General features: G+C 63.8%; 21 protein-coding genes. 15 read left to right on the top strand and 6 right to left on the bottom strand.

What is annotated here, in order from left to right; translation table 11 throughout:
* Positions 1-98 precede the first annotated feature (98 nt).
* Positions 99-485, top strand: coding sequence for an ApaG domain (locus tag llg_RS00845; protein ID WP_338287608.1), 387 nt, complete (start codon positions 99-101; stop codon positions 483-485).
* On the opposite strand, the gene llg_RS00840 is transcribed toward llg_RS00845, so the two are convergent.
* Positions 463-978, bottom strand: a complete 516-nt coding sequence (locus tag llg_RS00840) for a 5-formyltetrahydrofolate cyclo-ligase (protein WP_338287607.1) — start codon at positions 976-978, stop codon at positions 463-465. The two genes, llg_RS00845 and llg_RS00840, sit on opposite strands and share 23 nt — an antisense overlap.
* 111 nt (positions 979-1,089) lie before the next feature.
* Here llg_RS00840 and llg_RS00835 point away from each other — a divergent pair, with 111 nt between their 5' ends.
* The 7 genes from llg_RS00835 (at position 1,090) to llg_RS00805 (ending at position 8,089) form a co-directional block, all read left to right on the top strand.
* A complete protein-coding gene (locus llg_RS00835; RefSeq protein WP_338287606.1) occupies positions 1,090-1,647 on the top strand; it encodes a hypothetical protein in 558 nt (185 codons plus the stop codon).
* 3 nt (positions 1,648-1,650) lie between these two features.
* The gene (locus llg_RS00830) at positions 1,651-2,118 is read left to right on the top strand and encodes a CYTH domain-containing protein (RefSeq protein WP_338287605.1); all 468 of its coding nucleotides are present in this window, start codon (positions 1,651-1,653) and stop codon (positions 2,116-2,118) included.
* A gap of 75 nt (positions 2,119-2,193) precedes the next feature.
* Positions 2,194-3,063 (top strand): branched-chain-amino-acid transaminase, encoded by an 870-nt coding sequence (gene ilvE, locus llg_RS00825; protein ID WP_338287604.1) that lies wholly within the window; start codon positions 2,194-2,196, stop codon positions 3,061-3,063.
* A 263-nt stretch (positions 3,064-3,326) separates the two neighbouring features.
* Positions 3,327-3,782: a UvrB/UvrC motif-containing protein gene (locus llg_RS00820; protein WP_338287603.1), complete on the top strand. Its 456-nt coding sequence runs from the start codon at positions 3,327-3,329 to the stop codon at positions 3,780-3,782.
* 44 nt (positions 3,783-3,826) lie between these two features.
* Complete coding sequence (locus llg_RS00815; RefSeq protein WP_338287602.1) at positions 3,827-4,954, top strand: protein arginine kinase; 1,128 nt, start codon at positions 3,827-3,829, stop codon at positions 4,952-4,954.
* A complete protein-coding gene (locus llg_RS00810; RefSeq protein ID WP_338287601.1) occupies positions 4,951-7,497 on the top strand; it encodes an ATP-dependent Clp protease ATP-binding subunit in 2,547 nt (848 codons plus the stop codon). Before llg_RS00815 ends, llg_RS00810 begins: the two co-directional genes overlap by 4 nt.
* Before the next feature lie 190 nt (positions 7,498-7,687).
* Entirely contained in the window at positions 7,688-8,089 is a 402-nt protein-coding gene (locus llg_RS00805) for a hypothetical protein (RefSeq protein ID WP_338287600.1), read from the top strand.
* Positions 8,090-8,266: 177 nt separating this feature from the next.
* Here llg_RS00805 and llg_RS00800 read toward each other — a convergent pair whose 3' ends face one another.
* Complete coding sequence (locus llg_RS00800; RefSeq protein WP_338287599.1) at positions 8,267-8,677, bottom strand: DUF6210 family protein; 411 nt, start codon at positions 8,675-8,677, stop codon at positions 8,267-8,269.
* An 85-nt stretch (positions 8,678-8,762) separates the two neighbouring features.
* Between llg_RS00800 and purD the strand changes: the two genes are divergently transcribed.
* The 5 genes from purD (at position 8,763) to llg_RS00775 (ending at position 13,377) form a co-directional block, all read left to right on the top strand.
* Entirely contained in the window at positions 8,763-10,016 is a 1,254-nt protein-coding gene (gene purD, locus llg_RS00795; RefSeq protein WP_338287598.1) for a phosphoribosylamine--glycine ligase, read from the top strand.
* A gap of 8 nt (positions 10,017-10,024) precedes the next feature.
* On the top strand, positions 10,025-10,555 hold the full coding sequence (pyrR, locus tag llg_RS00790) for a bifunctional pyr operon transcriptional regulator/uracil phosphoribosyltransferase PyrR (protein ID WP_338287597.1): 531 nt from the start codon (positions 10,025-10,027) through the stop codon (positions 10,553-10,555).
* Entirely contained in the window at positions 10,552-11,103 is a 552-nt protein-coding gene (locus llg_RS00785) for a hypothetical protein (protein ID WP_338287596.1), read from the top strand. The genes pyrR and llg_RS00785 overlap by 4 nt, the downstream gene beginning before the upstream one ends.
* On the top strand, positions 11,093-12,022 hold the full coding sequence (locus llg_RS00780) for an aspartate carbamoyltransferase catalytic subunit (protein ID WP_338287595.1): 930 nt from the start codon (positions 11,093-11,095) through the stop codon (positions 12,020-12,022). Before llg_RS00785 ends, llg_RS00780 begins: the two co-directional genes overlap by 11 nt.
* A 74-nt stretch (positions 12,023-12,096) precedes the next feature.
* Complete coding sequence (locus llg_RS00775; protein WP_338287594.1) at positions 12,097-13,377, top strand: dihydroorotase; 1,281 nt, start codon at positions 12,097-12,099, stop codon at positions 13,375-13,377.
* Positions 13,378-13,640: 263 nt separating this feature from the next.
* On the opposite strand, the gene llg_RS00770 is transcribed toward llg_RS00775, so the two are convergent.
* Entirely contained in the window at positions 13,641-14,348 is a 708-nt protein-coding gene (locus llg_RS00770) for a DUF1080 domain-containing protein (RefSeq protein ID WP_338287593.1), read from the bottom strand.
* Positions 14,349-14,464: 116 nt separating this feature from the next.
* Between llg_RS00770 and llg_RS00765 the strand changes: the two genes are divergently transcribed.
* Positions 14,465-15,427: a cysteine synthase family protein gene (locus llg_RS00765; protein ID WP_338287592.1), complete on the top strand. Its 963-nt coding sequence runs from the start codon at positions 14,465-14,467 to the stop codon at positions 15,425-15,427.
* A 55-nt stretch (positions 15,428-15,482) separates the two neighbouring features.
* Here llg_RS00765 and llg_RS00760 read toward each other — a convergent pair whose 3' ends face one another.
* The 3 genes from llg_RS00760 to llg_RS00750 form a co-directional block, all read right to left on the bottom strand.
* A complete protein-coding gene (locus llg_RS00760; protein ID WP_338287591.1) occupies positions 15,483-17,768 on the bottom strand; it encodes a hypothetical protein in 2,286 nt (761 codons plus the stop codon).
* Positions 17,769-17,837: 69 nt separating this feature from the next.
* Positions 17,838-20,153, bottom strand: a complete 2,316-nt coding sequence (locus llg_RS00755) for a hypothetical protein (protein WP_338287590.1) — start codon at positions 20,151-20,153, stop codon at positions 17,838-17,840.
* Positions 20,150-21,358: a DUF3142 domain-containing protein gene (locus llg_RS00750; protein WP_338287589.1), complete on the bottom strand. Its 1,209-nt coding sequence runs from the start codon at positions 21,356-21,358 to the stop codon at positions 20,150-20,152. Before llg_RS00750 ends, llg_RS00755 begins: the two co-directional genes overlap by 4 nt.
* A gap of 466 nt (positions 21,359-21,824) precedes the next feature.
* Here llg_RS00750 and llg_RS00745 point away from each other — a divergent pair, with 466 nt between their 5' ends.
* A complete protein-coding gene (locus tag llg_RS00745; RefSeq protein WP_338287588.1) occupies positions 21,825-22,271 on the top strand; it encodes a hypothetical protein in 447 nt (148 codons plus the stop codon).
* Positions 22,272-22,281: the final 10 nt, after the last annotated feature.

Genomic DNA, 22,281 nt, shown 5'->3' with positions numbered 1-22,281 from the left:
AAAATGAGCCTAAGATGACCAAATTGTGTGGAATGTGTCGTATTCCACGGTTTTTCCGACTTGGCAGAATGCGTTAGAAGCGGGATACTGATCGTCCCATGCCGGGAACGATCCGTGAACTGAAAGGCCTGAGCGTCAAGGTGGATGACGTCCTTTACATGCCGAGCTTGGAGGCTCCGCAGGACAAGCCCCATCCGTTCGTGTATTTCATTTCGATCCGGAACAATTCCGGCGAGCGGGTGACCATCCGTGGTCGGAAATGGGTGGTTCGCGAGAACAGCGGCGAGGTTTCCGTGGTGGAGGGGGAGGGCGTGATCGGTCAGACCCCTGTGCTGGCTCCCGGCGAGGATTTTTCCTACAACAGCTACCACGTCACCAAGGCGGGAGCCCAGGTGGAGGGGGCGTTTTTCGCGGAGACGGTGACCGGCGAGTGGGTGTTCGCCCGGATCCCGGAATTCCAGCTCAAGGTGCCGGATTGGGCGTGAGGCCGAGGATCCCGTCCATCGGGATGTCGTGGGCTTCCGCGAAGGTGTTTTCGACGATCTGGAACGGGAAGCAGACGCCCAGTTTCACCGTGTCCGGGCGGGCGAGGGCCAGCATTCGGTCGTAGAACCCGCGGCCGCGGCCGAGCCGACCGCCGGTGGGGGAAAAGGCCAGCCCGGGGCAAAGGAAGGCATCGATTTCGCGGGCCGGGGTTTCCGGAAGGGACGGGGACGGCTCGCGGATGCCGAAGGCTCCGGCTTCGAAGTCCCGGGCGGTGTCGGTCACCGGATGGAAGGTGAGATGTTCGCCGCGGACGGTGGGAAACACCCAGATGCGCTCCGGGTGGAGGGCGACCAGCGGCAGGAGATCGGGCTCGCCGGGCAGGGCGGCGAAGGCGGCGATGACGCGGGCATCCGGGTGATCGGCCAGCCAGCGGCCAATGGCCTCGCGGAGCGCGGCGGAATCGCCCGGGGTTTCGCGCAGCCGTCGGCGCATCGCCTGGCGGAGCGCGGATTTGTTCGGGAATGTCTCGGGATTTGCCACTTGCCAAGCGCCGGAGCGCTTTCGAGGTTAGCGGCCATGAGGGGTGCGTGGCAAGCAGCGGTCGTGATGGTGGCACTCGCGTCGGTTTCCGGCGCCGAGGAGGCGAAGCCATTCACCTGGACGCCACCCAAGGTGGGGAACGGCATGTTCACCAATGACCTCGGCATGCTCGACAGCGAGCGCGAGGATTACGCGACGAACCTGGCCGGTTACGCCACCAACCGCGTGATCCAAGCGAAGGCCACCCCGGCCTCGCTGGAGGAAGCGCGCCGCCTGCTGGCGGTGGCCCTCCATTTGTCGCCGCGGAACCGCAAGGCGTTGGTGACGACCTTTCAGCTCGGCAAAGGGGTGATGCCCGAGGCCGCGACCGGCGATTACAGCCCGCAGGTGCTGGCCCGGCTGCTGATCACCCGTGGCCAGCTTCTGCTCAAGCAAGGTGGAGCGGAGAACAAGCAACTGGCCCGGGTATTCATCGAGCTGGCGGCGGGCATGGACCCGAAGAACGAGGACGCCGTCTATGCCAGCGAGACCCAGCGGCTGGACAATGGGGCGGTCGATTGGGCGGCGATCACGGATTTCAAGCCGAAGGACAAGACCGCCGCAGGCGGCCAGACGCCCTGAGCCATGGGGGTGGAAATCGAACGCAAGTTCCTGGTGTCCGGCTTCGGATGGGCGGATGGCTCGCCGGGCGCTCGGATGACGCAGGGCTATCTGAGCCTCGATCCGGACCGCACCGTGCGGGTGCGGCTGGCGGGCGAGGAGGCTTGGCTGACGATCAAAGGCCGTTCGAAGGGGCTGGCGCGTGCGGAGTTCGAATACCCGATCCCCGCCGCCGAGGCCCGCGAGTTGCTCGCGTTGTGCACCGGCTCGGTGATCGACAAGACCCGCCACCGCGTGGAACACGCCGGGCACACGTGGGAAATCGACGTGTTCCACGGCGACAACGACGGCCTCGTGGTCGCCGAGGTTGAAATGGAAGCGGAGGACACCCAGGTCGAGCTGCCGGAGTGGGTGGGGGCCGAGGTTTCCGATGACACTCGGTATTTGAATTCGCGGCTGGTCCAGTGCCCGTTCAAGGACTGGGCTTGCTGAGGCTGTGTCTCGTATGAACGTCGCGGCCTAAGTGGCTTGCCAGCCGGGCTTCCGCCGCTACGCTCCCTGCCCCGCATGAAAATCTGGCTCGATGGCAACCTGGTGGACGAATCCGAAGCGAAAATCTCCGTGTTCGACCACGGTGTTCTTTACGGTGACGGCGTCTTCGAAGGCATTCGCATCTACAACGGCCGCGTCTTCCGCCTGGAGGAGCACATCCGCCGCTTGTTCGACTCCGCCCGCGCCATCGTCCTGGAAATTCCGTGGACCTACGAGGAGGTCATCAAGGCCACCGTCGAAACCGTGGCCGCGAACGGCCTGAAGGACGGCTACATCCGCCTGGTGGTGACCCGCGGTACCGGCGGCCTGGGCCTGAACCCGTACCTTTGCCCGAAGGCGTCGATGTTCATCATCGCCTCCACGATCCAGCTTTACCCGAAGGAGCACTACGACAACGGCCTCGCGCTGATCACGTGCGCCACCCGCCGCCCGGCCCCGGCCGCGCTGATGCCGCAGGTGAAGTCGCTGAACTACCTGAACAACATCATGGCGAAGGTGGAGGCCATCCAGGCCAACGCGCTGGAAGCCATCATGCTCAACGAGCAGGGCTACGTGGCCGAGTGCACCGGCGACAACATCTTCCTCCTCAAGAACGGCGTGCTGCTCACCCCGCTGATCTCGGATGGCGGCCTCGACGGCATCACCCGCGCGGTGATCCTGCAGGTGGCGAAGAAGCTCGGCGTGGAGGTCCGCGAACAGTCGCTGACCCGCTACGACATCTTCATCGCCGACGAGTGCTTCCTCACCGGCACGGCCGCCGAGGTAGTTCCGGTGATCTCGCTGGACCGCCGCACCATCGGCGATGGCAAGCCCGGCCCGATCACGAAGCGTTTCATCGAAGCCTTCCGCGAGGAGGCGAATTCGACCGGCACGCCGGTTTACTGAAGCCGTGGCGGCGGATTTTGTCCGCCCTGCCTGGGGGGTCAAAACACCCCGTCTTTTCGAAATTCCCCGGGAGAACCCCGGGGAATTTGATTTTCAGGAGGTCCGGATGGCTGAAAATCGCCACCACGGGTCAAAAACCCTCACCTTACGCGAAGTTTTCGTTTCGCATCGGGCGTCGGGGGTCTTAGCTTCTGTCAGGCATGGTCTGCGACTTCTGCGACAAAAAGGCATCCGTTTTCCTCACGCAACTCGTTGATGGGCAGATGAAAAAAGTCTGCCTCTGCGAGTCCTGTGCCCAGGAGCGCGGGGTGACCGATCCGACCGGGTTCTCGCTGGCGGACGTTTTGCTCGGCGGCGTGCCGGGGCAGAAGACCGTGGTGACCCAGACCCACACCCCGCCCGCCGCGGGGGCTGGGAAGCAGTGCCCGGCCTGCGGGTTCACGATCGAGGACCTGCGCCGCGTGCGCCGGTTCGGTTGCAGCGAGTGCTACCGCATCTTCGCGGACGAGCTGACCGGCATCCTGCGTGGCATGCACAAGGGCAACCTCCATGTCGGCAAGGTGCCGAAGGGCCTCATGGAGCAGCAGGTGCGCGACCAGCGGTTGGAGGAACTCCGCGCCCGCCTTGACCAAGCCGTGGCTTCCGAGAATTACGAGGAGGCCGCCGGCCTGCGGGATGAAATCCGCCAGATCGAGCTTCACACCGGCATTTCCGGTTGATGGCACGCTTTCCGCTATTACACCCCTGACCCAGTGTTCCGCATATGATGCGTTTCTCCACGCTGATCAAGTATCCCGCCGATTGGATGACCGGCGCGAATGCCGATAACAGCGTCGTCCTGACTTCCCGCATCCGTCTCGCCCGCAATCTGCGCGACGAGCCTTTTCCCGGTTGGGCCACCCGTGAACAACGGGCCAGCACCCTGGAGGAGCTTCGCCCCGCCGTGGAGGCGCTGGCTCCGATGAAGGATGGCTTTTCCCAGGCCCTCGGTGATCTGAGCTCCGTGCAGAAGCAGGTGCTCGTCGAGCGCCACCTGATTTCCCGCGAGCACGCCGCGCGCGGCGATGGCTCCGCGGCGGTGATCGAGCGCCGCCAGATGTACAGCCTCATGTTGAACGAGGAGGATCATCTGCGCATGCAGGCGATCCGTCCGGGGCTCGAGCTGCGCGAGGCCTACGAAGGCCTCTCCGCGCTGGACGACGAACTCGCCCAGGCGCTGCCCTATGCCTTCGATCCGAAGCTTGGCTATCTCACCACCTGCCCGACCAACCTCGGCACCGGCCTGCGTGCTTCGGCCATGCTCCACCTTCCCGGTCTGGTCCTCAGCGATCAGATCGGCCAGGTTCTCCAGGCGGTGAACAAGATCGGTCTGGCGGTCCGCGGCATCTATGGCGAGGGCACCGAATCGCTTGGAAACTTGTACCAAATTTCCAATCAGTCCACGCTGGGCGAGAGTGAAGATACCATCATCCGCCGCCTGGAGCGAGTGATCTCGCAGGTCGCCGAGCACGAGCGGAATGCCCGCGAGAAGCTCCTGGAAGACGATCCGGACATGGTGGCGGACAAGATCGGCCGCGCCTACGGCGTGCTCCGCCATGCGTGGGTCATTGATTCCAAGGAAGCTCTGAACCATGTCTCGCTGCTGCGCCTTGGCGCGGACCTCGGGTTCTTCGCGCACGAGACGATGCGTCTCGCCGACGCGCTGCTGATGGACATCCAGCCGGCGCATCTCCAGCTCCACAGCGGGCGCAAACTTTCGCCCGAGGAGCGTGATGCAATTCGCGCGGAAATCATTCGCTCCCGGTTGCATTCTCTTCCACCCCCTGATATTCGTCCTACAACCAGAAACGGGGACAGTTCCAACACCCCCGAAAATTCCGGCGACGCATGAACAACTTCACCCCACGCGCCCAACAGGTCCTTGCGCTCGCGCGCAAGGAAGCGGACCGCTTCAACCACTCCTATGTCGGCACCGAGCACCTGTTGCTCGGGCTGATCAAGCTGGGCCAGGGAGTGGCGGTCAATGTTCTCGAACGAATGGGTCTCGACCTCGAAACCGTCCGCATGGAGGTGGAGAAAGAGGTCGGCTCCGGCGCGCCCCAGAAGGCCCCCGGAAACATCCCCTACACCCCGCGCGTGAAGAAGGTGCTGGCGCTGGCCAACAAGGAGGCCAAGGCGCTCAACCATTCCTATGTCGGCACCGAGCACCTGCTGCTCGGCCTGCTCCGTGAGGGCGAGGGCGTGGCCGCCCGCGTCCTGAAGCGCCTGGATGTCGATATCCAGCGCACCCGCAACGAGATCCTCGCCGAGATCGACCCGAACTTCTCGCCCGATCATGAAGATGATGACGACGAGATCGAGGACGACGATGGTCCCTTCGAAGAGGAGGAAGAAGTGAAGAGCGAATCCGAAGCCCCGGAAACGGAAGGCAAGTCGAAGACTCCCGCCCTGCGCGCCTTTGGCCGCGACCTCACCAAGCTCGCCCGCGAGGGCGGCCTCGACCCGGTCATCGGCCGCGAGTCCGAGATCGAGCGCGTGATCCAGATCCTGTGCCGCCGCACCAAGAACAACCCGGTGCTGGTCGGTGAGGCCGGCGTCGGCAAGACCGCCATCGTCGAAGGCCTCGCCCAGGAGATTTCCTCGGGCAACGTGCCGGAGATCCTGCGCGACAAGAAGGTCGTGACGCTCGACCTCGCCCTGATGGTGGCGGGGACGAAGTACCGCGGCCAGTTCGAAGAGCGCATCAAGGCGGTGATGGACGAGATCCGCAAGGTGAAGAACGTCATCCTGTTCATCGACGAGCTGCACACCATCGTGGGTGCCGGTTCGGCGGAGGGCGCGATGGATGCCTCGAACATCATCAAGCCCGCGCTTTCCCGCTCGGAGCTCCAGGTCGTCGGCGCGACCACCCTCAACGAGTACCGCAAGTACATCGAGAAGGACGCCGCGCTCGAGCGCCGGTTCCAGCAGGTCAAGGTGGACGAGCCCTCCGTGGATGACGCCATCAAGATCATGCAGGGCCTGCAGGAGAAGTACGAGACCCACCACAAGGCCCGGTTCACCCCGGAAGCCGTGGAGGCCTCGGTGCGCCTGACCTCCCGCTACCTCACCGGACGTTTCCTGCCGGACAAGGCCATCGACGTGCTCGATGAAGCCGGCGCCCGCGCGCGCATCGGCCAGATGACCCGCCCGCCGGAGATCAAGCAGCTCGAGGCGAACATCGAGCAGATCAACCGCGACAAGGTCTCCGCGATCAGCGAGCAGGACTTTGAAAAGGCCGCGGCGCTCCGTGATTCGGAGAAGCACGCCAAGAAGGAACTCGAGGACACCCTCAAGAACTGGCGCTCCAAGTCCGAGGAGACCGTCGTCACCGTCACCGACGATGACATCATGGCGGTGGTCTCGAAGTGGACCGGCGTCCCGCTCCGCCGCATGGAGGAGAAGGAAACCGAGAAGCTCCTCAAGATGGAGTCCGAACTCCAGGGCCGCGTGATCGGCCAGGACGAGGCGGTCAAGGCGATCTCCAAGGCGTTGCGCCGCTCGCGTGCCGACCTGAAGGATCCGCGCCGCCCGATCGGCTCGTTCCTGTTCCTTGGCCCCACCGGTGTCGGCAAGACTTATCTGGCCCGCAACCTCGCCGAGTTCATGTTCGGCGATCCGGACGCGCTCATCCAGATCGACATGTCCGAGTACATGGAGAAATTCACCTCCAGCCGCCTCATCGGCTCGCCTCCGGGCTATGTCGGCTATGAGGAAGGTGGTCAGCTTTCCGAAGCCGTCCGCCGCCGCCCGTACTCGGTCGTGCTCTTCGACGAGGTAGAGAAGGCGCACCCGGATGTCATGAACCTCCTGCTCCAGATCCTGGAGGAAGGCATGGTCACCGACTCGCTGGGCCGCAAGATCGACTTCCGCAATACGATCATCATCCTGACCTCCAACGTCGGGGCCTCGTCCATCAAGCGCCAGACCGCGCTCGGTTTCGGTGCCATGAACGCCGACGAAGCCGACTTCGAAGGCATGAAGGAGAAGATCATGGAGGAGTCGAAGCGCTACTTCAAACCGGAGTTCCTCAACCGCCTCGACGACCTCGTGGTCTTCCACGTGCTCGAGAAGAAGGATCTCTCGCAGATCGTGGACCTCGAAGTCAGCAAGCTGGTCAAGCGCCTCAAGGAAAAGGGCATGCTCATGGAGCTGACCGATGGCGCGCGCGACCTGCTCATCGCGAAGGGTTACGATCCGTCCTACGGCGCGCGTCCGATGCGCCGTGCGGTGGAGCGCTACCTGGAAGATCCGCTGGCCGAAGCGCTGCTCCGCGGCGACATCAAGTCCGGGGACACCGTTCAGGTCGTCCGCCGCGGCGAGACCGAGGAGCTCCTGTTCCTGCCGGTCGACTCCAAGTCCGCGCCGGACGAGGCGAACGTGCCGATGCCGTGAGACGAAGCTGAGTCAGATTGTTTAACGAAAAACCGGCCGGGGGAAACTCCGGCCGGTTTTTTGATGGCGGGGAGCAGGGACATTGGCTGCGGCCATGCCAGTCACCGCTTCGCGTTTGATTGGCCCTTCCGCATTTCCGTCCCGTTGGGGTTTGTGGATCTGACTCGTCGGGAGATAATCTCTTGAGCGAATGACCGATCAGCCAACCGAATACCGATGGATCACTGCGGCGTCACGTTCGCGGCTTTGCGTGCTCCTGGGTTTGAAGGACTCGCCGCAGATGCAAGATTGGGAGCTGGCGTGCGCGGATGCCGGGAGGCTGGAGGATTTTCTGAATGCCTATGAACGCAGGGATCTGGTGGAAGACGATCGCTTCGCGTTGATGGCTCTCATAGTCTCCTCATTCGATGATTGGCTCGCCGATGGCGGAACGGATGACGCGATGGTGGCGCGGATTCGGCAGCACCTTGTCGCGGAGTTCAACCTTCATCGGTGGACGATCCGCTACTGGAGCCTGCTCGACGGGGAAGATGCCGCGGACGCCTTTCACGCGACTCCGTTCATGCGTGAGCTATGGAACCGGAATGGATGAGGCCGGTTGGAAAAGCGCGCCGGAAAAATAATCGATAAAGTGGCCCTGGATCTGCGTATATTCCTGTGTCGCGACACACAAGGCGGTCCGGCCGAAGAGCCTCCAGGTTTAATGGGTTTTTCCTGAGGTTTATCGGTCGGGCCGCTTCTTTTTTTGCCACTTTTGGGTTGCCGGTAATCAATCGCTATTTGGCCAAGTCAGAATTGCGGATGACGCGGTTCCGAATCCCGAGAATAGCTGGCTTTCCTTTCCGGAGAGCGTGACATGAATCCATGCTTCCCGGGACTCCGTGAGTAGGGCTCGGTGTGTGCGGATGAAGTCGAGATCGTGTCTCGCAAGGATGCGATCCAGAATATCGGCATCTTTGATTTCCAATGGGTGCCAATCACCTCGGAAATGTTGTGTTATCGCATGCAAGGCTGGATGGCCGATGCCGTCGAACAGTGGGGCGAAGACTCCCTCCATTTCCGGATGATCGCACGCGAACCCTCCTGTCTGGTTGGTGTATCTGACTCCGCTGGGCCATTGAACGATGAGTCCCAGACCGTGGAATTCGTGTAGATCGATGAGGGGCGTCGGGCGGGCCATGACCGGGAAACTTTGGATTGGTAAACAGGTGTTCTCAAGCATCCGCTATTGCGTCTTCCGCTGCTTTCCCGGAAAACCGGCCCGGATGAAAATTCTCGTTGTTGGCAAAGGTGGGCGTGAGCACGCGCTGGTCCGCGCGTTGGCGGAATCCCCGGGTTCCCCGGAGCTGTTCTGTTTCCCGGGCAGCGACGCGATCCTGGAACTCGCAAAACCGGTGCCCGCCGACGGCCTGGAATCCCTCGTGGAGTGGATGAAGGCCAATGCCATCGACCTCTGCGTGGCCGGCGAGGAGAGCTACCTCGTGAAAAACGAGGGCCTAGCCAATCTCTGCGAGCAGGCCGGCATCCCGTGCTGGGGGCCGCACAAGCAATCCGCCCAGCTCGAGGCCAGCAAGGAGTTCGCGAAGCAGTTCCTGTTCCGCCACAAGATCCCGACCGCCCTGGTCACGGTGGTGGACACCATCGAGGAAGCCCGCGCGGCCATCAATGGCGTCTACCCGACGGTCCTGAAGTTCGACGGCCTGGCCGCGGGCAAGGGCGTGGCGGTGTGCCCGGACGAGGCCTCCGCCGAGGAGTTCCTGAAGGAGGTGCTGGTCGAGCGCCGCTTTGGCGCGGGCCGCCTGCTGGTCGAGGAGTGCCTCGTCGGCCCGGAAGTTTCGATTTTCGCCGCCGTGGTCGATGACGGGTTCCTGATTTTCACCCCGGCCCGCGATTACAAGCGCATCGGGGAAGGGGACGCCGGTCCGAACACCGGCGGCATGGGCGCGGTGGCCAGCCGCCGCCTGATCGACGCCCACCTGCTCGAAACCATCGAGCGCGACATCGTTTCCCCGACCGTGCTCGGCCTGCGCCACGATGGCCTGCCGTACCGCGGGTTCCTCTACTTCGGCCTGATGCTCACGCCGCAGGGCCCGAAGGTGATCGAGTACAACTGCCGCTTCGGCGATCCGGAGTGCCAGGCGGTGATGCCGCTGGTGTCCGGAGATCTCGCAGGCTTCTGCCTGGCGGGCGCGAAGGGTGAGTTGGCCCCGGAGTTGATCCGCTTCAGCGAGGGCTGGAGCGTGTGCGTGATCCTGGCCTCCGCCGGTTACCCGGAAACCTCCCGCAGCGGCGACCGCATCAGCGGCCTCGATGCCGTGGACGGCGCGCGCGTTTACCACGCCGGCACCCGCAAGACCGCGGACGGCGCTTGGGAGACCAACGGTGGCCGCGTGCTGGCGGTGGTGGCCGGGGCGGAGACCCGCGAAGACGCGGTTGGCAAGGCCCACGCCGCCACCGATCTCGTCACGTTCCCCGGCTCGCAGCGCCGCCGTGACATCGGCATCATGCACTTCGAATGATTTCCTCCATGAACCGCACCCTTTCCGCCGAAGACATTGCCAAGGCCGTCGAAACGCTCGCCGAGGCGATCCGTTCCCGCACCGAAGGCAAGGCCATCGCCTTGGTGGGCATCCGCAGCCGTGGCGACGAGGTGGCCGAGCGCCTCTGCAACCTCCTCGCCGACGAGGACCGCGAGCTGGACCTCGGCATTCTCGACATTTCCCTCTACCGCGACGATTTCGAGCACCTCCACGAGAATCCAAAGCTCCAGGAGAGCGACATTCCCTTCACCGTGGATGGCGCGCACATCATCCTCGTCGATGACGTGCTTTTCACCGGCCGAACCATCCGCGCGGCCCTGGACGCGCTTTCCGACTGGGGCCGTCCGGGCCGGGTGGAGCTCGCCACGCTGATCGACCGCGGTCACCGCGAGATGCCGATCCAGCCGGACTACGTCGGGCTGGTGTTGGAAACCAACCGTCTCGATCACGTCTACGTCTCGCTGGAGAACACCGACGGCAAGGACTTCATCGAGGTCGTCGAACCGGAATCGAAATGAGCGCGCTGCCCCAGCGGAAGAAGTCGGCCGAGGAAATCGCCAAGCTCCGCGAGGAGATGGGCCTTCCCTCGGCGGCGACGAATGCTCCCGCTGAGGCTCCCAAGGAAGACGTTTCCGAACCCGAGCCGCCGCGCCCGAAGCCGGCGGCCAAGGCGGTTCGTTCCCTGAGACGCTCCGAACGCCAGCCGGCTCCGGAGGTCTCCCCGGCTTCTGCGCCTGCCGGTTCGTCCGCGATTCCCGCCCGCCGCCACAGCGAGCGGGAGCTGGACCGGATGCGCCGCCAGGAGGCAATGACGGCGCTCAGCGCCGAGGTGCCGCCGGCCGTGGCCCACCTGAAGAAATCGCTCGCCCATCCCGCTCTGATCGCGCTCGGCTACGCGCTGGCGTTTGGCGGCGGAGTGGGCGCATTTCCGGTGGCCCTGTATATCGCCCTGAAGAAACCCTACTCGCGGCACCACGCCGGCTTGATGGTGATGATCGCCGTGCTTGTCGTCGCCTTCGGTGCCCTGTACTTGTTCCCGAACCTCAACCCGGTCCATGCCTCGTAAGGATTTGCTCGATATCGTGTCGCTTGAGAGGGAGGAAATCGATTGCCTCCTCGATCAAGCCGTTCCCTTCAAAGAACTCTTCACACGATCGGTCAAAAAGGTCCCGGCGTTGAAGGGCAAGTCGGTGCTGACCCTGTTCTATGAGCCCAGCACCCGCACGCTCTCGTCCTTCGAGGTGGCGGCCAACCGCCTCTCCGCGGATGTCACGAACTTCGCCGTCGCCCAGTCGTCGATCGTGAAGGGCGAATCCGTCCGCGAAACGGTCGAGACGCTCCAGGCGATGCGGACCGATTACATCATCGTCCGCCACAGCCGTTCCGGCCTGCCCTCGACCATCGCGCGGATGACGAAGGCCAGCGTGATCAACGCCGGTGACGGCGCGCACGCCCACCCGACCCAGGCGCTGCTCGATGCCTTCACGATCAAGGAGAAGTTCCCCGATCCCACCGGCAAGCGCGTGCTGATCGTCGGCGACATCCTCCACAGCCGCGTGGCCCGTTCCACCAGCACCATTCTGAAGAAGCTCGGCCTGGAGGTCGCCTACCTCGGGCCGGGCTCGCTGGTGCCGAAGGTCGGACCGGAGAATGTCCTCCGCTTCACGAACTACGAGGAAGCGATGAAGTGGAAGCCGGACATCGTCTATCTGCTGCGCGTCCAGATGGAGCGCCAGGACGTCCAGTATTTCCCCAGCCTCCGCGAGTATCACCGCCTCTACGGGGTGACCGAGGAACGCCTGCGCCGCATCGATGGCGAGGGCCTCTACATCATGCACCCCGGCCCGGTGAACCGCGGGGTGGAGCTCTGCGACGGCGTGCTCGATTACTCGCGCAGCCTCATCAACGACCAGGTCGAGAACGGCATCGCCGTCCGCATGGCCGTCCTCTACTGGCTGAAGCCGGGCGGGGAGGTTGTCGGTTAGAGGTTATTTGTGATTGGGGAAGTGAGTTCCCCGCGCCTCTTCCCTATAACCCGTAACTTTTAACGTATAACCAAATGTCCCTCCTCATCCGCAACGCCCGCATCGCCTCCGAAGACTCCACCTCGCTCCGTGATGGAGACGTGCTCGTGGAGGGCGGCATCATCTGTTCCATCGGCACCGGCCTGTCCGCGCCGGAGGGGGCGAAGGTGATCGACGCCAAGGGCCGCCTGCTGATGCCGGCGATGTTCGACGCGCACGTCCATTTCCGCGAGCCGGGCCAGGAGGCGAAGGAGACCATCGCCACCGGCACCGAGGCCGCGATCAACGGTGGCATCACCGGGGTGGTGATGATGCCGAACACCAAGCCCGCCATCGACTCCGCGCCGGTGGTGCGCATGGTGCTGGACAGCGCCGCGAAGAATTCCCGCATCCCCGTTTACACCTCCGGCTGCATCACCAAGGACCGCGCCGGCAAGGAGCTGGCGGGCATCGATGGCATGCGCGGGCTGGGGGTGAAGATGCTCACTGACGATGGCGACAGCGTGGCCGATCCGGCCGTGCTGCTGCGCGCGATGCAGTATGCCACCGAGTTCGGCATGTTCTTCGCCAGCCACTGTGAAGTGCCGGAGCTGGCCGGTCCGCGCGCGCTCAACGAGGGCGTCGTTTCCTACCGCCTCGGCATCAAGGGCACGCCCGCCGCCGCCGAGGAAATCATCATCGACCGCGATATCCGCCTGGCCCATGCCGCGGGCGCGCACATCCACATCCAGCACGTCTCCAGCAAGGTCGGCATGGAAACCATCCGCTGGTGGAAGCAGCGCGGCGACGTGAAGGTCACCGCCGAGGTCGCACCGCATCACCTGCTCTTCACCGAGGAGGACATCGGTGACTTCGACACCCACTACAAGATGAACCCGCCGCTGCGCACCAAGGCCGATACCGAGGCGCTGCTGCAGGGACTCATCGAGGGTGTGTTCGATCTCATCGCCACCGATCACGCGCCGCACACTCCGTTCGAGAAATCGCAGGACTTCGTCAGCGCGCCGAACGGTATCACCGGCCTCGAAACCGCGCTCGTCTCGCTCTACCACTACTTCGTCGCCACCGGGAAATTCGGCTGGGATCTGGTGGTGAAGCGTTACTCCGCGGAACCTCGCCGCATGATGGGCCTCGAGCCGGTGCCGGTGGAGGAGGGCAAGCCCGCCGATTTCATCCTCTTCGACACGGAAGCGGAAACCACCTTCTCGCTCGACTTCATGAGGTCGAAGAGCCGCAACACGCCGTTCCTCGACAAGACCCTCAAGGGCCGTGTCGATCTGGTCGTGCTCGGCGACCAGGTGCTGCTGGAAAGGTGAAGTAGCGCAAGTTTGCAACTTGCGAACGGTGCGGTTCATCGCTCTCGCGAGACTCGAAGCTTCCTGTGAAGTAGGATCACGGGCGTCTGATCCTCAGCATGATTTGACCACGGATTACGCTGATTAAGAGATCAGATTCTTGAATTCAATCTGCGTCATCCGCGGTCCCTTTCATGTGAAATGAAAAGCGGACCGGTAGAGAGGCTCCAGCCATCTCCGCACGGTCCGCCGCTAGCACTCACAAGTTAAAAACTTGTGCTACTTCAATCCGCCTTCAAGACGAGGTCCTTGTATTGGACGGTCATCGGCTTGCCGGCGTGGAGCTGGAGGGCGATCACGCCCTTGAGCGCGCCGATCTCCGAGTTGTCCTGCACGTCGACGGTCTGGTGACCGTTGATGAAGTGCTGGAGGTGGCCGCCCTTGGCCACGACCTTGTATTCGTTCCAATCGCCGGGCTTGATGGCGGCCTGGATTTCCTCGGACTTCTCAAGCTGGCCGGTGACCTGGATGTTCGGTTTGCCGGGCTGCTCGCCGTCGGTGATGGTCACCTTCTCGCCGCGCTTGGCGAGGATGCCGCGGCCCTTTTCCTCGTAGAGGATGCCACTGTAGGTGGTGCCCACCTCGAAGTCCGCCTGGTAGCCGGCGACCACGGAATACTCCGGCTTCACGATGCGGCTGCGGTACTGCACGCCGCTGTTGCCGAAGCCCTTGGTGCCGCCGTCCTGATCGACGATGCGGTATTTGAAGGTCAGTTCGAAATCGGAAACCTCGCCGTCCTTCCAGATCAGGAAGGTGTTTTCCTTCACCGGGTGCTCGGCGGTGGATTGGCCGGTGAGGACGCCGTCCTTCACGGACCAGAAGCCGGGTTGGCCTTCCCAGCCGGTGAGGTCCTTGCCGTTGAAGAGCTTCTTTTCCTCCGCGTGGGCGAGGGGGACGAGGCAGCAGGCGAGTGCAATGAATGAGCGGGTCATGGTCGTGGATATAACGATTACCCGAGGAGGGATCTTGCTACCAGAGGAGATTGCCCGGGAAAGTCAGGAAAACATTGCAGCTTGGCTGTCGGGATATGGGGGTGTGGAATGACGGGATGCTTTCCGCTCCGTCGTTTGCTCCCACCGGCGAATTCCTCCATCGCACCGGCCCGACCCCGCTCGCGGCGGTGACGCTCGATCCGGCGCTGGGCCCGGTGTGGTGCAAGCTGGAGTTTCTCAATCCCAGCGGCTCGACCAAGGACCGCATCGCCCGCCATATCCTGGAGAAGGCGCGCCGCCGCGGCGTGTTGAAACCGGGCGACACGGTGGTGGAGGCCTCGAGCGGTTCCACCAGCATCGCGCTCGCGCTGGCCTGTGCGCAGATGGGCATGAAGTTCGTCGCGTTCATTCCCTCGTCCGCCACCAACGAGCGCAGCCTGATGATCGAAGCGCTGGGCGGGCGGGTGATCCGGGTGGAGGGAGGAATGGCGCGGGTGCTGGAGGCGGCGCGCGAGGCGGCGGCGACCGAGGGTTGGTTCGAGTCCCGGCAGTTTGAAAACCCGGACAACACCGAGGCGCACCGGTTGTTCACCGGTCCGGAAATTCTGTCGCAAATCGGGGGCTCGTCCGTGGATGCCGTGGTGAGCGGTGTGGGCACCGGTGGAACGCTGCGTGGATTGTGGGAAGCCTTCCGCGATGCCGGCTGCGATGTGTCCGCGCATGCCGCGATTCCCTGCTGCGGCGAGGTCTTCGGCGCGAACGCGGAATGTTGCAGCCTGGCTTTCAGCTCCGATGTGCCGGGGGTGGTGGAATGCCTCTCCGCGATCTACGAATCCTGGAAGCAGGGCGGGGACAACGGGAACCTGCGGGAGTGGCGGATCGATGACCGCCGCTGCCTGGAGCTGACCCGCGAGTTGTGGAAGCTCGGTTTCCCGGTCGGGCCCAGCTCCGGTCTGAACTATGCCGCGGCGCTCGAGGTGCTGCGGGAAAAGGGGCCCGATGCGAAGGTGGTGACCGTGTTCCCGGACCGGATGGAGCGTTACTTCTCCCACAAGATCTTCGACGGACTACGGATGTAGTAGTTCAGATCGAATGATGTGGCCGCGTTCTCCCGGGCACGGACACACAGAGACGCTAAGGCTGGTTCGGCATCAGCTCCGCGGGCAGTCCCGGTAGGTCCTTCAGCGTTTCCGCCTCGCCGAGGAACCAGCGCTTCTTGTCCGCGGCCTGTCCCATTTCCGTCTCTTTGCAGCGCTTCACCATCGCCTGATAGTAGACGTCGGCGGCCTTGGGATCGCGGGCGGCGAGCCATTGTCCGGCGGTGTTGTAGAGCGGCGCGAGCTGCGGGTGGTTGTCCGGCAGCGAGTCGGCGGCCTTGCCCGCGAGCTCCGCCGCGATGTAGCGGTAGTGAAAACGGTTGGTGTTCGGCATCGGGTGCTGCTTCACCCGCTGGAGCTCGCTTTCATGGATCATCGGCACGGCACGGTCCTCTTCCAGCTCCGCATCCCGGATCTCAATGGTCTCCTTCCATTCGACGGTCCATCCATCGCGGTGGGCGCGATGAGCGGCGAAATCGGTGGCCTCGAAGGCCCATTGATGGATGCCGCCGTCCGGCGCTCCGTCCGAGGAGAACAGCTCGGCACCCCAGTAGCGGTGGATGCGGGCTTCCCGCCAGGTGATGGCGGCGAGGGCTTCTCCTGTGAAACGTCCGGACAGCCGCGCTTCATCGAGGGCCCGGTAGTGGGCAAACAAGGGCTTCAAGGCGGGTGGCATGAAATCGCCGGCTTCGGTGAGACGTCCCTCACGCGCCAGCCGCCGGGCCAGTTCGTAGCGCAGGCGGTTCTTCGGCGTGATGTTCCACGAGTAGTTGCCGATCGAGTCTCCCTCCAGACAGGTGGCGGGATCGACGGGATCGGAATCGTGATCGAGGCCGTAGGCATCCTCGTCCTCAGCTCTTGGATGAGTGGCTTGTTCCCACATCGGGGCCTTTTCCCGAACGTGCTTCAGCAGTTCATCGGTGGATAGCACCTGTTCCGCGATGTAGGCGGCGTCCTCGTCGTAGCCACCCGTCGCCAACAGATCGAGGGCGGCCGAGCGGTCTTCCAGCGAGAGCGCCACCATGCCTGCATCCGCCAACAGGCGTCCTTGGAAGCCGCGGAGGCGTTCCTGCCCGCCGTCCAGCCAAAGGTCCGCGAGATAGGGATTGTCCGGCTTCCAGTCCGGGGTGGCGGAGTAGGCGCGGATGGCGGACGCGAGATGTTGGCGGGCGGCCCCGGTGTCGCCAGAGCGCAGGTCGAACTTCGCCCGCAGCCATTGGGCCAGCGGCTCGGTTTGCACCGAAATTTCCAGCCAGTGGAAGGCTTCGTCATAGCGCCCGGCGGCATACAGCGCCCATGCGAGACGGGCACCTTCCTCCAGAGGCAGGGGCGCGTGGGCTTCCAGCGCGGCAAGCCATTCGTCCGGAGGCAGGGGTTCGTCTTTCTTCTCCTCGCCGTCCCCGGGCTCGCTTTCCTCCGTGAGGCGGTCGGTCACCCGCGGGCCATCGAGGAGGGCCTGGAGGTGGAGGTTCAGGAGACGGCGGATCACCGGGTCTCCGGCTGCGGCATCCAGTGTTTCGGCGTCCTTCGTGGCCAGGATGGCCTCGGTGGTCTGTCTCACGTCCAGCGCGGCCGAGTCCTTGCCGCTACGGAACGCATCGTAGAACAGGCGCAGGCGCTCGACGGGCTTTTCCGCTTGGGAGGCCCGCCAGGATTTCGCCGCGGCGGAGAGGCGGAGGATGTCGATGCCTCCCTCCGCGGCTTCCTTTTCCACGCGTTCATACCAACCCAGGCACTCCGGCATTTCGGTGGAGGTCTTCGCCAGCATCCAGGCCGCCCAGGTGCCGCGCAGGCGTTTTTCCGCGGCCGGGCGTCCCAGGATGGATTTCCAAAGCGTGCGCGCCTCCACGGCATGGCCGGTCGCGAGCAGCCGCGCGCCTTCCACGTAGTCGGACACATCCGCCGGGAATCCGTCTCCGATGGGACGCACGATCAGGCCGGCCGCGCCGCCCTGGCCGACCGGAAAATCCATCAGGCCGGCGCCATCGATGCCGGTCAGCAAGGTCGTGCGCACCGCCACATAGAGCTTCAGTCGTTCGTCGATCGTGGCCGCCGGCACCCCGGCCGTCTGCCATTCCAGACGGAGCTGCGCCTCCTCCAGCGGAATCTGGGCGAGGAACGGGGTATCGGCCTGCATCGGGTTGTTCCGGGCCATGGGCGTGCCCGCGATCCGGTGCAGCTCGGCCATGTAGGAAACCGGCGGCACGTCGAGTGCGGCCTGAGGCTTGTCGAGGACGGTGTCCGGAAAGAACGGTCCGCACGCGGCCGCGAAGGGAGCAAGGGCGGTCCAGGCAAGCAGCCCGGGGAGAACGCGGCGGTTCATGGGGTGGGGTCAGGAGGAATACAGGGATTCGAGGAGCGGCTTCTCATTCAAGCGGGCCAATGTGGAGACTCAATTTTCCGGCAGCAAAGGTTCCTTGCGGGGAGTCCACGGATGATCGGATTTCTTCGGCGCAAGCGCGGTGGGGAATCCCGGCAGTTCGGCCAAATGGGGCTGCTGCCAATCGAACCCGCCGGCACGCGCGTCTGCGATAGCGGCTTCCGCTCTTGGGCAACGCTTCATCATCGCATCATAGAACCGTTTCCCTCCATCGCCGGCCACCGCCCACAATCCGGCGGTGTGATAAAGGGGCGCGAGGTTCGGGTCGTCGTCGGGCAACAGGGCTGCTGCCTGCCATGCGAGGTCGGCGGCCACCATGCGGTAGTGGTAGCGCAGGTTGTAGGGTAGCCGTTCGATCGACATCCGCCGGACTTCGTCCGCCGTGACGCGGGGCACCGCGGTATCGGCAGGTTGGAGTGCTGGGCCGATTTGCGCCGCCGTCGGGAAAGTCGGGTAGCGGTCCGGCCAGGTGATCGACCATCCTTCACGGAAACGCCGCATGCTTTTCAAATCGGGAGCCGGATATCCCCAATCGTAGATCCCGCCGTCCGGGCTGCTGTCCGTCGAAAAAAGCTGAGCTCCCCACCACCGGTGGATCCGGGCTTGCCGCCAGATGATGGCGGCGAGAGCCGGGCCTTTGTAACGTTTCGAACGTCTGGCTCGATCCAAGTCGGCGTAGTGGAGCGAGAGTTTTTTCAACTGGGGGGGCATGAACGCGATGGCTTCGTCCAGCCGGCCTTCGCGGCCCAGTCTTCGGGCCAGTTCATAGCGCAAGCGGTTGTCGGGATTTCTGAGCCACTGGTAGACGCCGATCCGGTCGGGTTCCAGGCAGGTGGCCGGATCGACTTCCGGTGGCGCGTCTTCGAGGGAATACCTTTCAAAGTAGCCCTGCTCCCCTGCCGGTCGATCCGAGTCATGGGGAGCCACCGCTTTGACATGCTTCAGCAAGGAGGACGTCGAAACGAGGTGCTCCGCGATGTATGCGGCGTCGGCATCGTAGCCGCCCTGGCGCAACAGTTCGAGGGATTGTAGATAGTCTTCTCGTCCGAGGGCGACCAAGCCCGCATCCGCGAACAGGCGGCCTTGGTTTGCTTTGGACCGCATGAGCTCGGATTCACTCCAGCCTGCGTCCCGGTGGGGATTGCCCGGATTCCAGTGTGCGGTGGCCCGCAGTTTCTTGAGCGCTGCATCGAGGTGAAGCTGGGCGGTTTCCAGCTTGCCTGCTCGCAGGTCGAATTTCGCACGGAGCCAAAGGGCAAGCGGAGCACCGGGATCCGAAAGATCCAGCCAGTGCTTGGACTCGTCGAACTGACCTGAGGCGTAGAGCGCCCATGCCAGACGCGGTCCATCGGGCAAGGGGGCTTTTGCGTGCTGCTGGACGGCGGTTAGCCATGCCTCGGGAACCAACGATGGTGCATGATCGGCCCGGATTTCAGGACGTGGATGATCCAGTTTCGCCTGCAATTGGAGGTGTATGAGCTGTCGCAGGAGGGGATCGGCCGCAGCCGCGGCGAGTTGATCCGGGTTGGTAGAGTTCAGGATGGCCTCCGAGCACTGTCTGACTTCGGTGATGTCCTTGGCGTGGCCGCGGCGCACCCCCTCGAAATAGAGGCGGAGTTTTACATTCAGGTCGTTTGTCAACATTGCCCTCCAGCCCATGGAGGCTGCCACCAGTCCGACGGCATCGGTGCCACCTGCTGCTGCTTCCTTTTCGACCCGCTCATACCAAGACAACGATTCGGATTCGTCAGGCGAGGTCTTCGCCAGCATCCAAGCCGCCCAGATGCACCTCAATTTCCGTTGCTCGATGGGGCGATCGAGAATGGCCTTCCACAGCGCGCGAGCTTGCTCACCTTGGCCAATGGCATGGAGACGGGCCGCTTCCACGTAATCCGCTACTTCCGGTGGGAAACTGAAGTCCAATGGTCTTTCCCGCATCGAGTGCACCAGAGCTCCGGTCTGGGTGGGGAACCGGTTGATGCATGTCGGCCCCACGTCCTCCAGCAAGGTCTTCCTCACTTCCGCGTAACGCGTGAGCCGGCGTTCGATCTCCGTCGGCTCTACTTTGAGCTCGGTCCAGAGCTGTTTCAGCTCCTTCAATTCCTCGGGAATCTGGGCAAGGAACGTGGAATCGTGTGGATCAGGGGATTCTGGTGGGCAAGGCACCCCCGCGATGTTGGATAGTTCCGTGACGTAGGATACCAAGGGCACGGCCATTGCGGCTTGGGGTTTGTCCAATACGGTATCGCGGAAGAACGGGCCGCAGGCGGTCGCGATGGGGGAGAGAACGGTCCAGGCAAGCAGCCCGGGAAGAACGCGGAGGTTCATGGAGTGAAGTGCCAATCAATACGTGAAACCGGCTCGTGGGTTCTCAACCATCCCGCGGGAATTTTCTTCCCGGGATCGAGCCAGGGCCAGATGCCGTCGCGGCGGAGATAATGCATGCCATCCGCCCGTTTTTCCAGACGATAGGCACCCACGCCATCGGCGGAGATGACGGGAGTGGTGACGATGGCGTCGGCGGGAAGAGGCACGGGAAAATCCCCGCGATTCACGATGTGCAAATCGAAGGTGCCATCGTGATCCGTGCTTTCGAGCGTGAGATCGGGCGCGGCCTCCTCACCGCGGATGACGTGCTGGAAGGTCACCCACGGCCAGTTCCGTCGGTCGCCTTCCACCGGCAGTCGGTACCAGATCACGGCCTGGAGACCGGAGGGAGGCGAAGCACTCCACTCGCGGACGAGGCGCGCGCTTTCCGTGGGATCGGCCAAGGCATACGCCCGGCTGGCGGGGGCCTTGGTCAGGGGCGCGGTGTCTTCGGAGACGACCTCCATCACCTTGCCGTCGGAGCCGAACCAGACCTCGCAGCCATAGGTGGCCATGGCGATCCGGAAGGGCACGCCGAGGGCCGAGGCCTTCTTCGCCGCCGAACGTGCGGCGGATGGATCGAAGATCATCACCGGCTGTCCGGCTTGCTTGGGGAGTTGCAGCGAGTGAACCTGCAGCACGTAACCGGGGTGCTTCGCCACCAGCTTGCGGAATGTCGGTTCATCCAGCCACGAGGGCAGGGTGGTGGGAACCAGCGGCACGTTTCCGGCACTGGTTTGCAGGGAGTCCAACAGGCGGCTGTAGCGATCGAGCCGCGACTGCGGGCAATCGTAGTCGCACTGGATCTCCTTCGGACCGAGGGCGGCGAGTTCCTTCACCACCTTTGCCACCGGTGCGATCTGGTCGGGCGTCCATTCCAGTTGCGAGGCCGAGGCTCCGATCCGGAGCACCAGCCCGCAGCCGGGAGTCGGCAGGCTGCCGGTGATCGCCCGGTTCGTGTCGAAGGTCTTCCCTGTCCAGCGCATCTCGGCAGCGCGGACGTGGAGGGTGGCTACCGCGCCGCGGCTGCGCTCGATCGCCGTGGCCACGCCGGACCGTGCGGGCGATTGCCAGACGTAGGCTTCAATGGCAGGGGCGGGGCGCGGTGCTTCCTTCCGGCAGGCGGTGAGGAAAAGGGCCAGGAGAATCAGCCAACGGTGTGGCACGGCGGTGACAGGGGCGATGTGAGGCAAAGCCTCCCGCTTGCCAATAGCGGGTGAGAAAAAATCCGCGCTTTTGTCATCTGGATAACAGAGCTGAGCAGATTTTCAAGCAGCAGCCTGATTGTTGGATGCGATTTGCCGCGTAACCATGGCCTCGTTCCTTTTGCCGTTTGTTTTCCGAATCCCGATGACTTTGCCGCTCCATCCGAGTGTTGCCACCGCCGTTGTTTGCGCGGTGCCGGGATCCATGGAAACGAACGGCCCCGGCGACGCCTTCCATCGCCCCGCTCCCTTTCTTGGGTAATAGCAATAGAGCAATGATCACGCCCGGTGGCAGTCCGCTGTCATCGGGCGTTTTTGCGTTCGGCAGGCTGGGGGTGTTCGACCTTGGTGCAGCCGGAAAGAATGGCTATGTCTCTCCTGCATGCCGCGCTTGAGCCTCCACTTCCGGTCTCTTCCCGGGCGGAACATGAAAACGGCCCTGATGGTGGCCTGCCTCGTTTGTTCGATGGTTACGGGATGCGAACGGGCGAATGAGAACGGCGGCCAGCGGAATGGGACGGAAGCCTCCAGCTACGAGGGCTTCACTCTCCGCCCTCAGGAGCAACCGATTGGTGTGGTTCAGTTGGCACCAGGTGGCTCCATCCGGCTTCAGGCGGATTTCGGAGCGCGGAAAGAGGTCTCGATTTGGCTCTGGGTGAAGGAGGCGTGGGATCTGCGTGATAAGTACCGGGGCTCCGAGAAGTCGGTGATATTGCGGGATGGGGAGTCGGGTAGGTTCATTGCCGGAACGAGATACAAGGTCGGGCAGGGCCTGGCCGTTGCCGATGGGAAGGGTTCCTATGAAGTCCGGAATGAACTCGATGATCCGGTGACCGTGCTGGTCAGCTTTACCGACGGTCCAGGAGACAAATGAACGCGTAGAC

The organism is Luteolibacter sp. LG18, assembly GCF_036322585.1.
Lineage (GTDB): Bacteria > Verrucomicrobiota > Verrucomicrobiia > Verrucomicrobiales > Akkermansiaceae > Luteolibacter.
The sequence above is the reverse complement of the archived record's forward strand: the minus strand, read 5'-3'. Positions and strand labels throughout refer to the sequence as shown.

Coding starts and splice junctions, on each gene's coding strand:
- llg_RS00845 (WP_338287608.1), top strand. CDS start 99: ATGCCGGGAACGATCCGTGAACTGAAAGGCCTGAGCGTCAAGGTGGAT.
- llg_RS00840 (WP_338287607.1), bottom strand. CDS start 978: ATGCGCCGACGGCTGCGCGAAACCCCGGGCGATTCCGCCGCGCTCCGC.
- llg_RS00830 (WP_338287605.1), top strand. CDS start 1,651: ATGGGGGTGGAAATCGAACGCAAGTTCCTGGTGTCCGGCTTCGGATGG.
- ilvE (WP_338287604.1), top strand. CDS start 2,194: ATGAAAATCTGGCTCGATGGCAACCTGGTGGACGAATCCGAAGCGAAA.
- llg_RS00820 (WP_338287603.1), top strand. CDS start 3,327: ATGAAAAAAGTCTGCCTCTGCGAGTCCTGTGCCCAGGAGCGCGGGGTG.
- llg_RS00815 (WP_338287602.1), top strand. CDS start 3,827: ATGATGCGTTTCTCCACGCTGATCAAGTATCCCGCCGATTGGATGACC.
- llg_RS00810 (WP_338287601.1), top strand. CDS start 4,951: ATGAACAACTTCACCCCACGCGCCCAACAGGTCCTTGCGCTCGCGCGC.
- llg_RS00805 (WP_338287600.1), top strand. CDS start 7,688: ATGACCGATCAGCCAACCGAATACCGATGGATCACTGCGGCGTCACGT.
- llg_RS00800 (WP_338287599.1), bottom strand. CDS start 8,677: ATGGCCCGCCCGACGCCCCTCATCGATCTACACGAATTCCACGGTCTG.
- purD (WP_338287598.1), top strand. CDS start 8,763: ATGAAAATTCTCGTTGTTGGCAAAGGTGGGCGTGAGCACGCGCTGGTC.
- pyrR (WP_338287597.1), top strand. CDS start 10,025: ATGAACCGCACCCTTTCCGCCGAAGACATTGCCAAGGCCGTCGAAACG.
- llg_RS00785 (WP_338287596.1), top strand. CDS start 10,552: ATGAGCGCGCTGCCCCAGCGGAAGAAGTCGGCCGAGGAAATCGCCAAG.
- llg_RS00780 (WP_338287595.1), top strand. CDS start 11,093: ATGCCTCGTAAGGATTTGCTCGATATCGTGTCGCTTGAGAGGGAGGAA.
- llg_RS00775 (WP_338287594.1), top strand. CDS start 12,097: ATGTCCCTCCTCATCCGCAACGCCCGCATCGCCTCCGAAGACTCCACC.
- llg_RS00770 (WP_338287593.1), bottom strand. CDS start 14,348: ATGACCCGCTCATTCATTGCACTCGCCTGCTGCCTCGTCCCCCTCGCC.
- llg_RS00765 (WP_338287592.1), top strand. CDS start 14,465: ATGCTTTCCGCTCCGTCGTTTGCTCCCACCGGCGAATTCCTCCATCGC.
- llg_RS00760 (WP_338287591.1), bottom strand. CDS start 17,768: ATGAACCGCCGCGTTCTCCCCGGGCTGCTTGCCTGGACCGCCCTTGCT.
- llg_RS00755 (WP_338287590.1), bottom strand. CDS start 20,153: ATGAACCTCCGCGTTCTTCCCGGGCTGCTTGCCTGGACCGTTCTCTCC.
- llg_RS00745 (WP_338287588.1), top strand. CDS start 21,825: ATGAAAACGGCCCTGATGGTGGCCTGCCTCGTTTGTTCGATGGTTACG.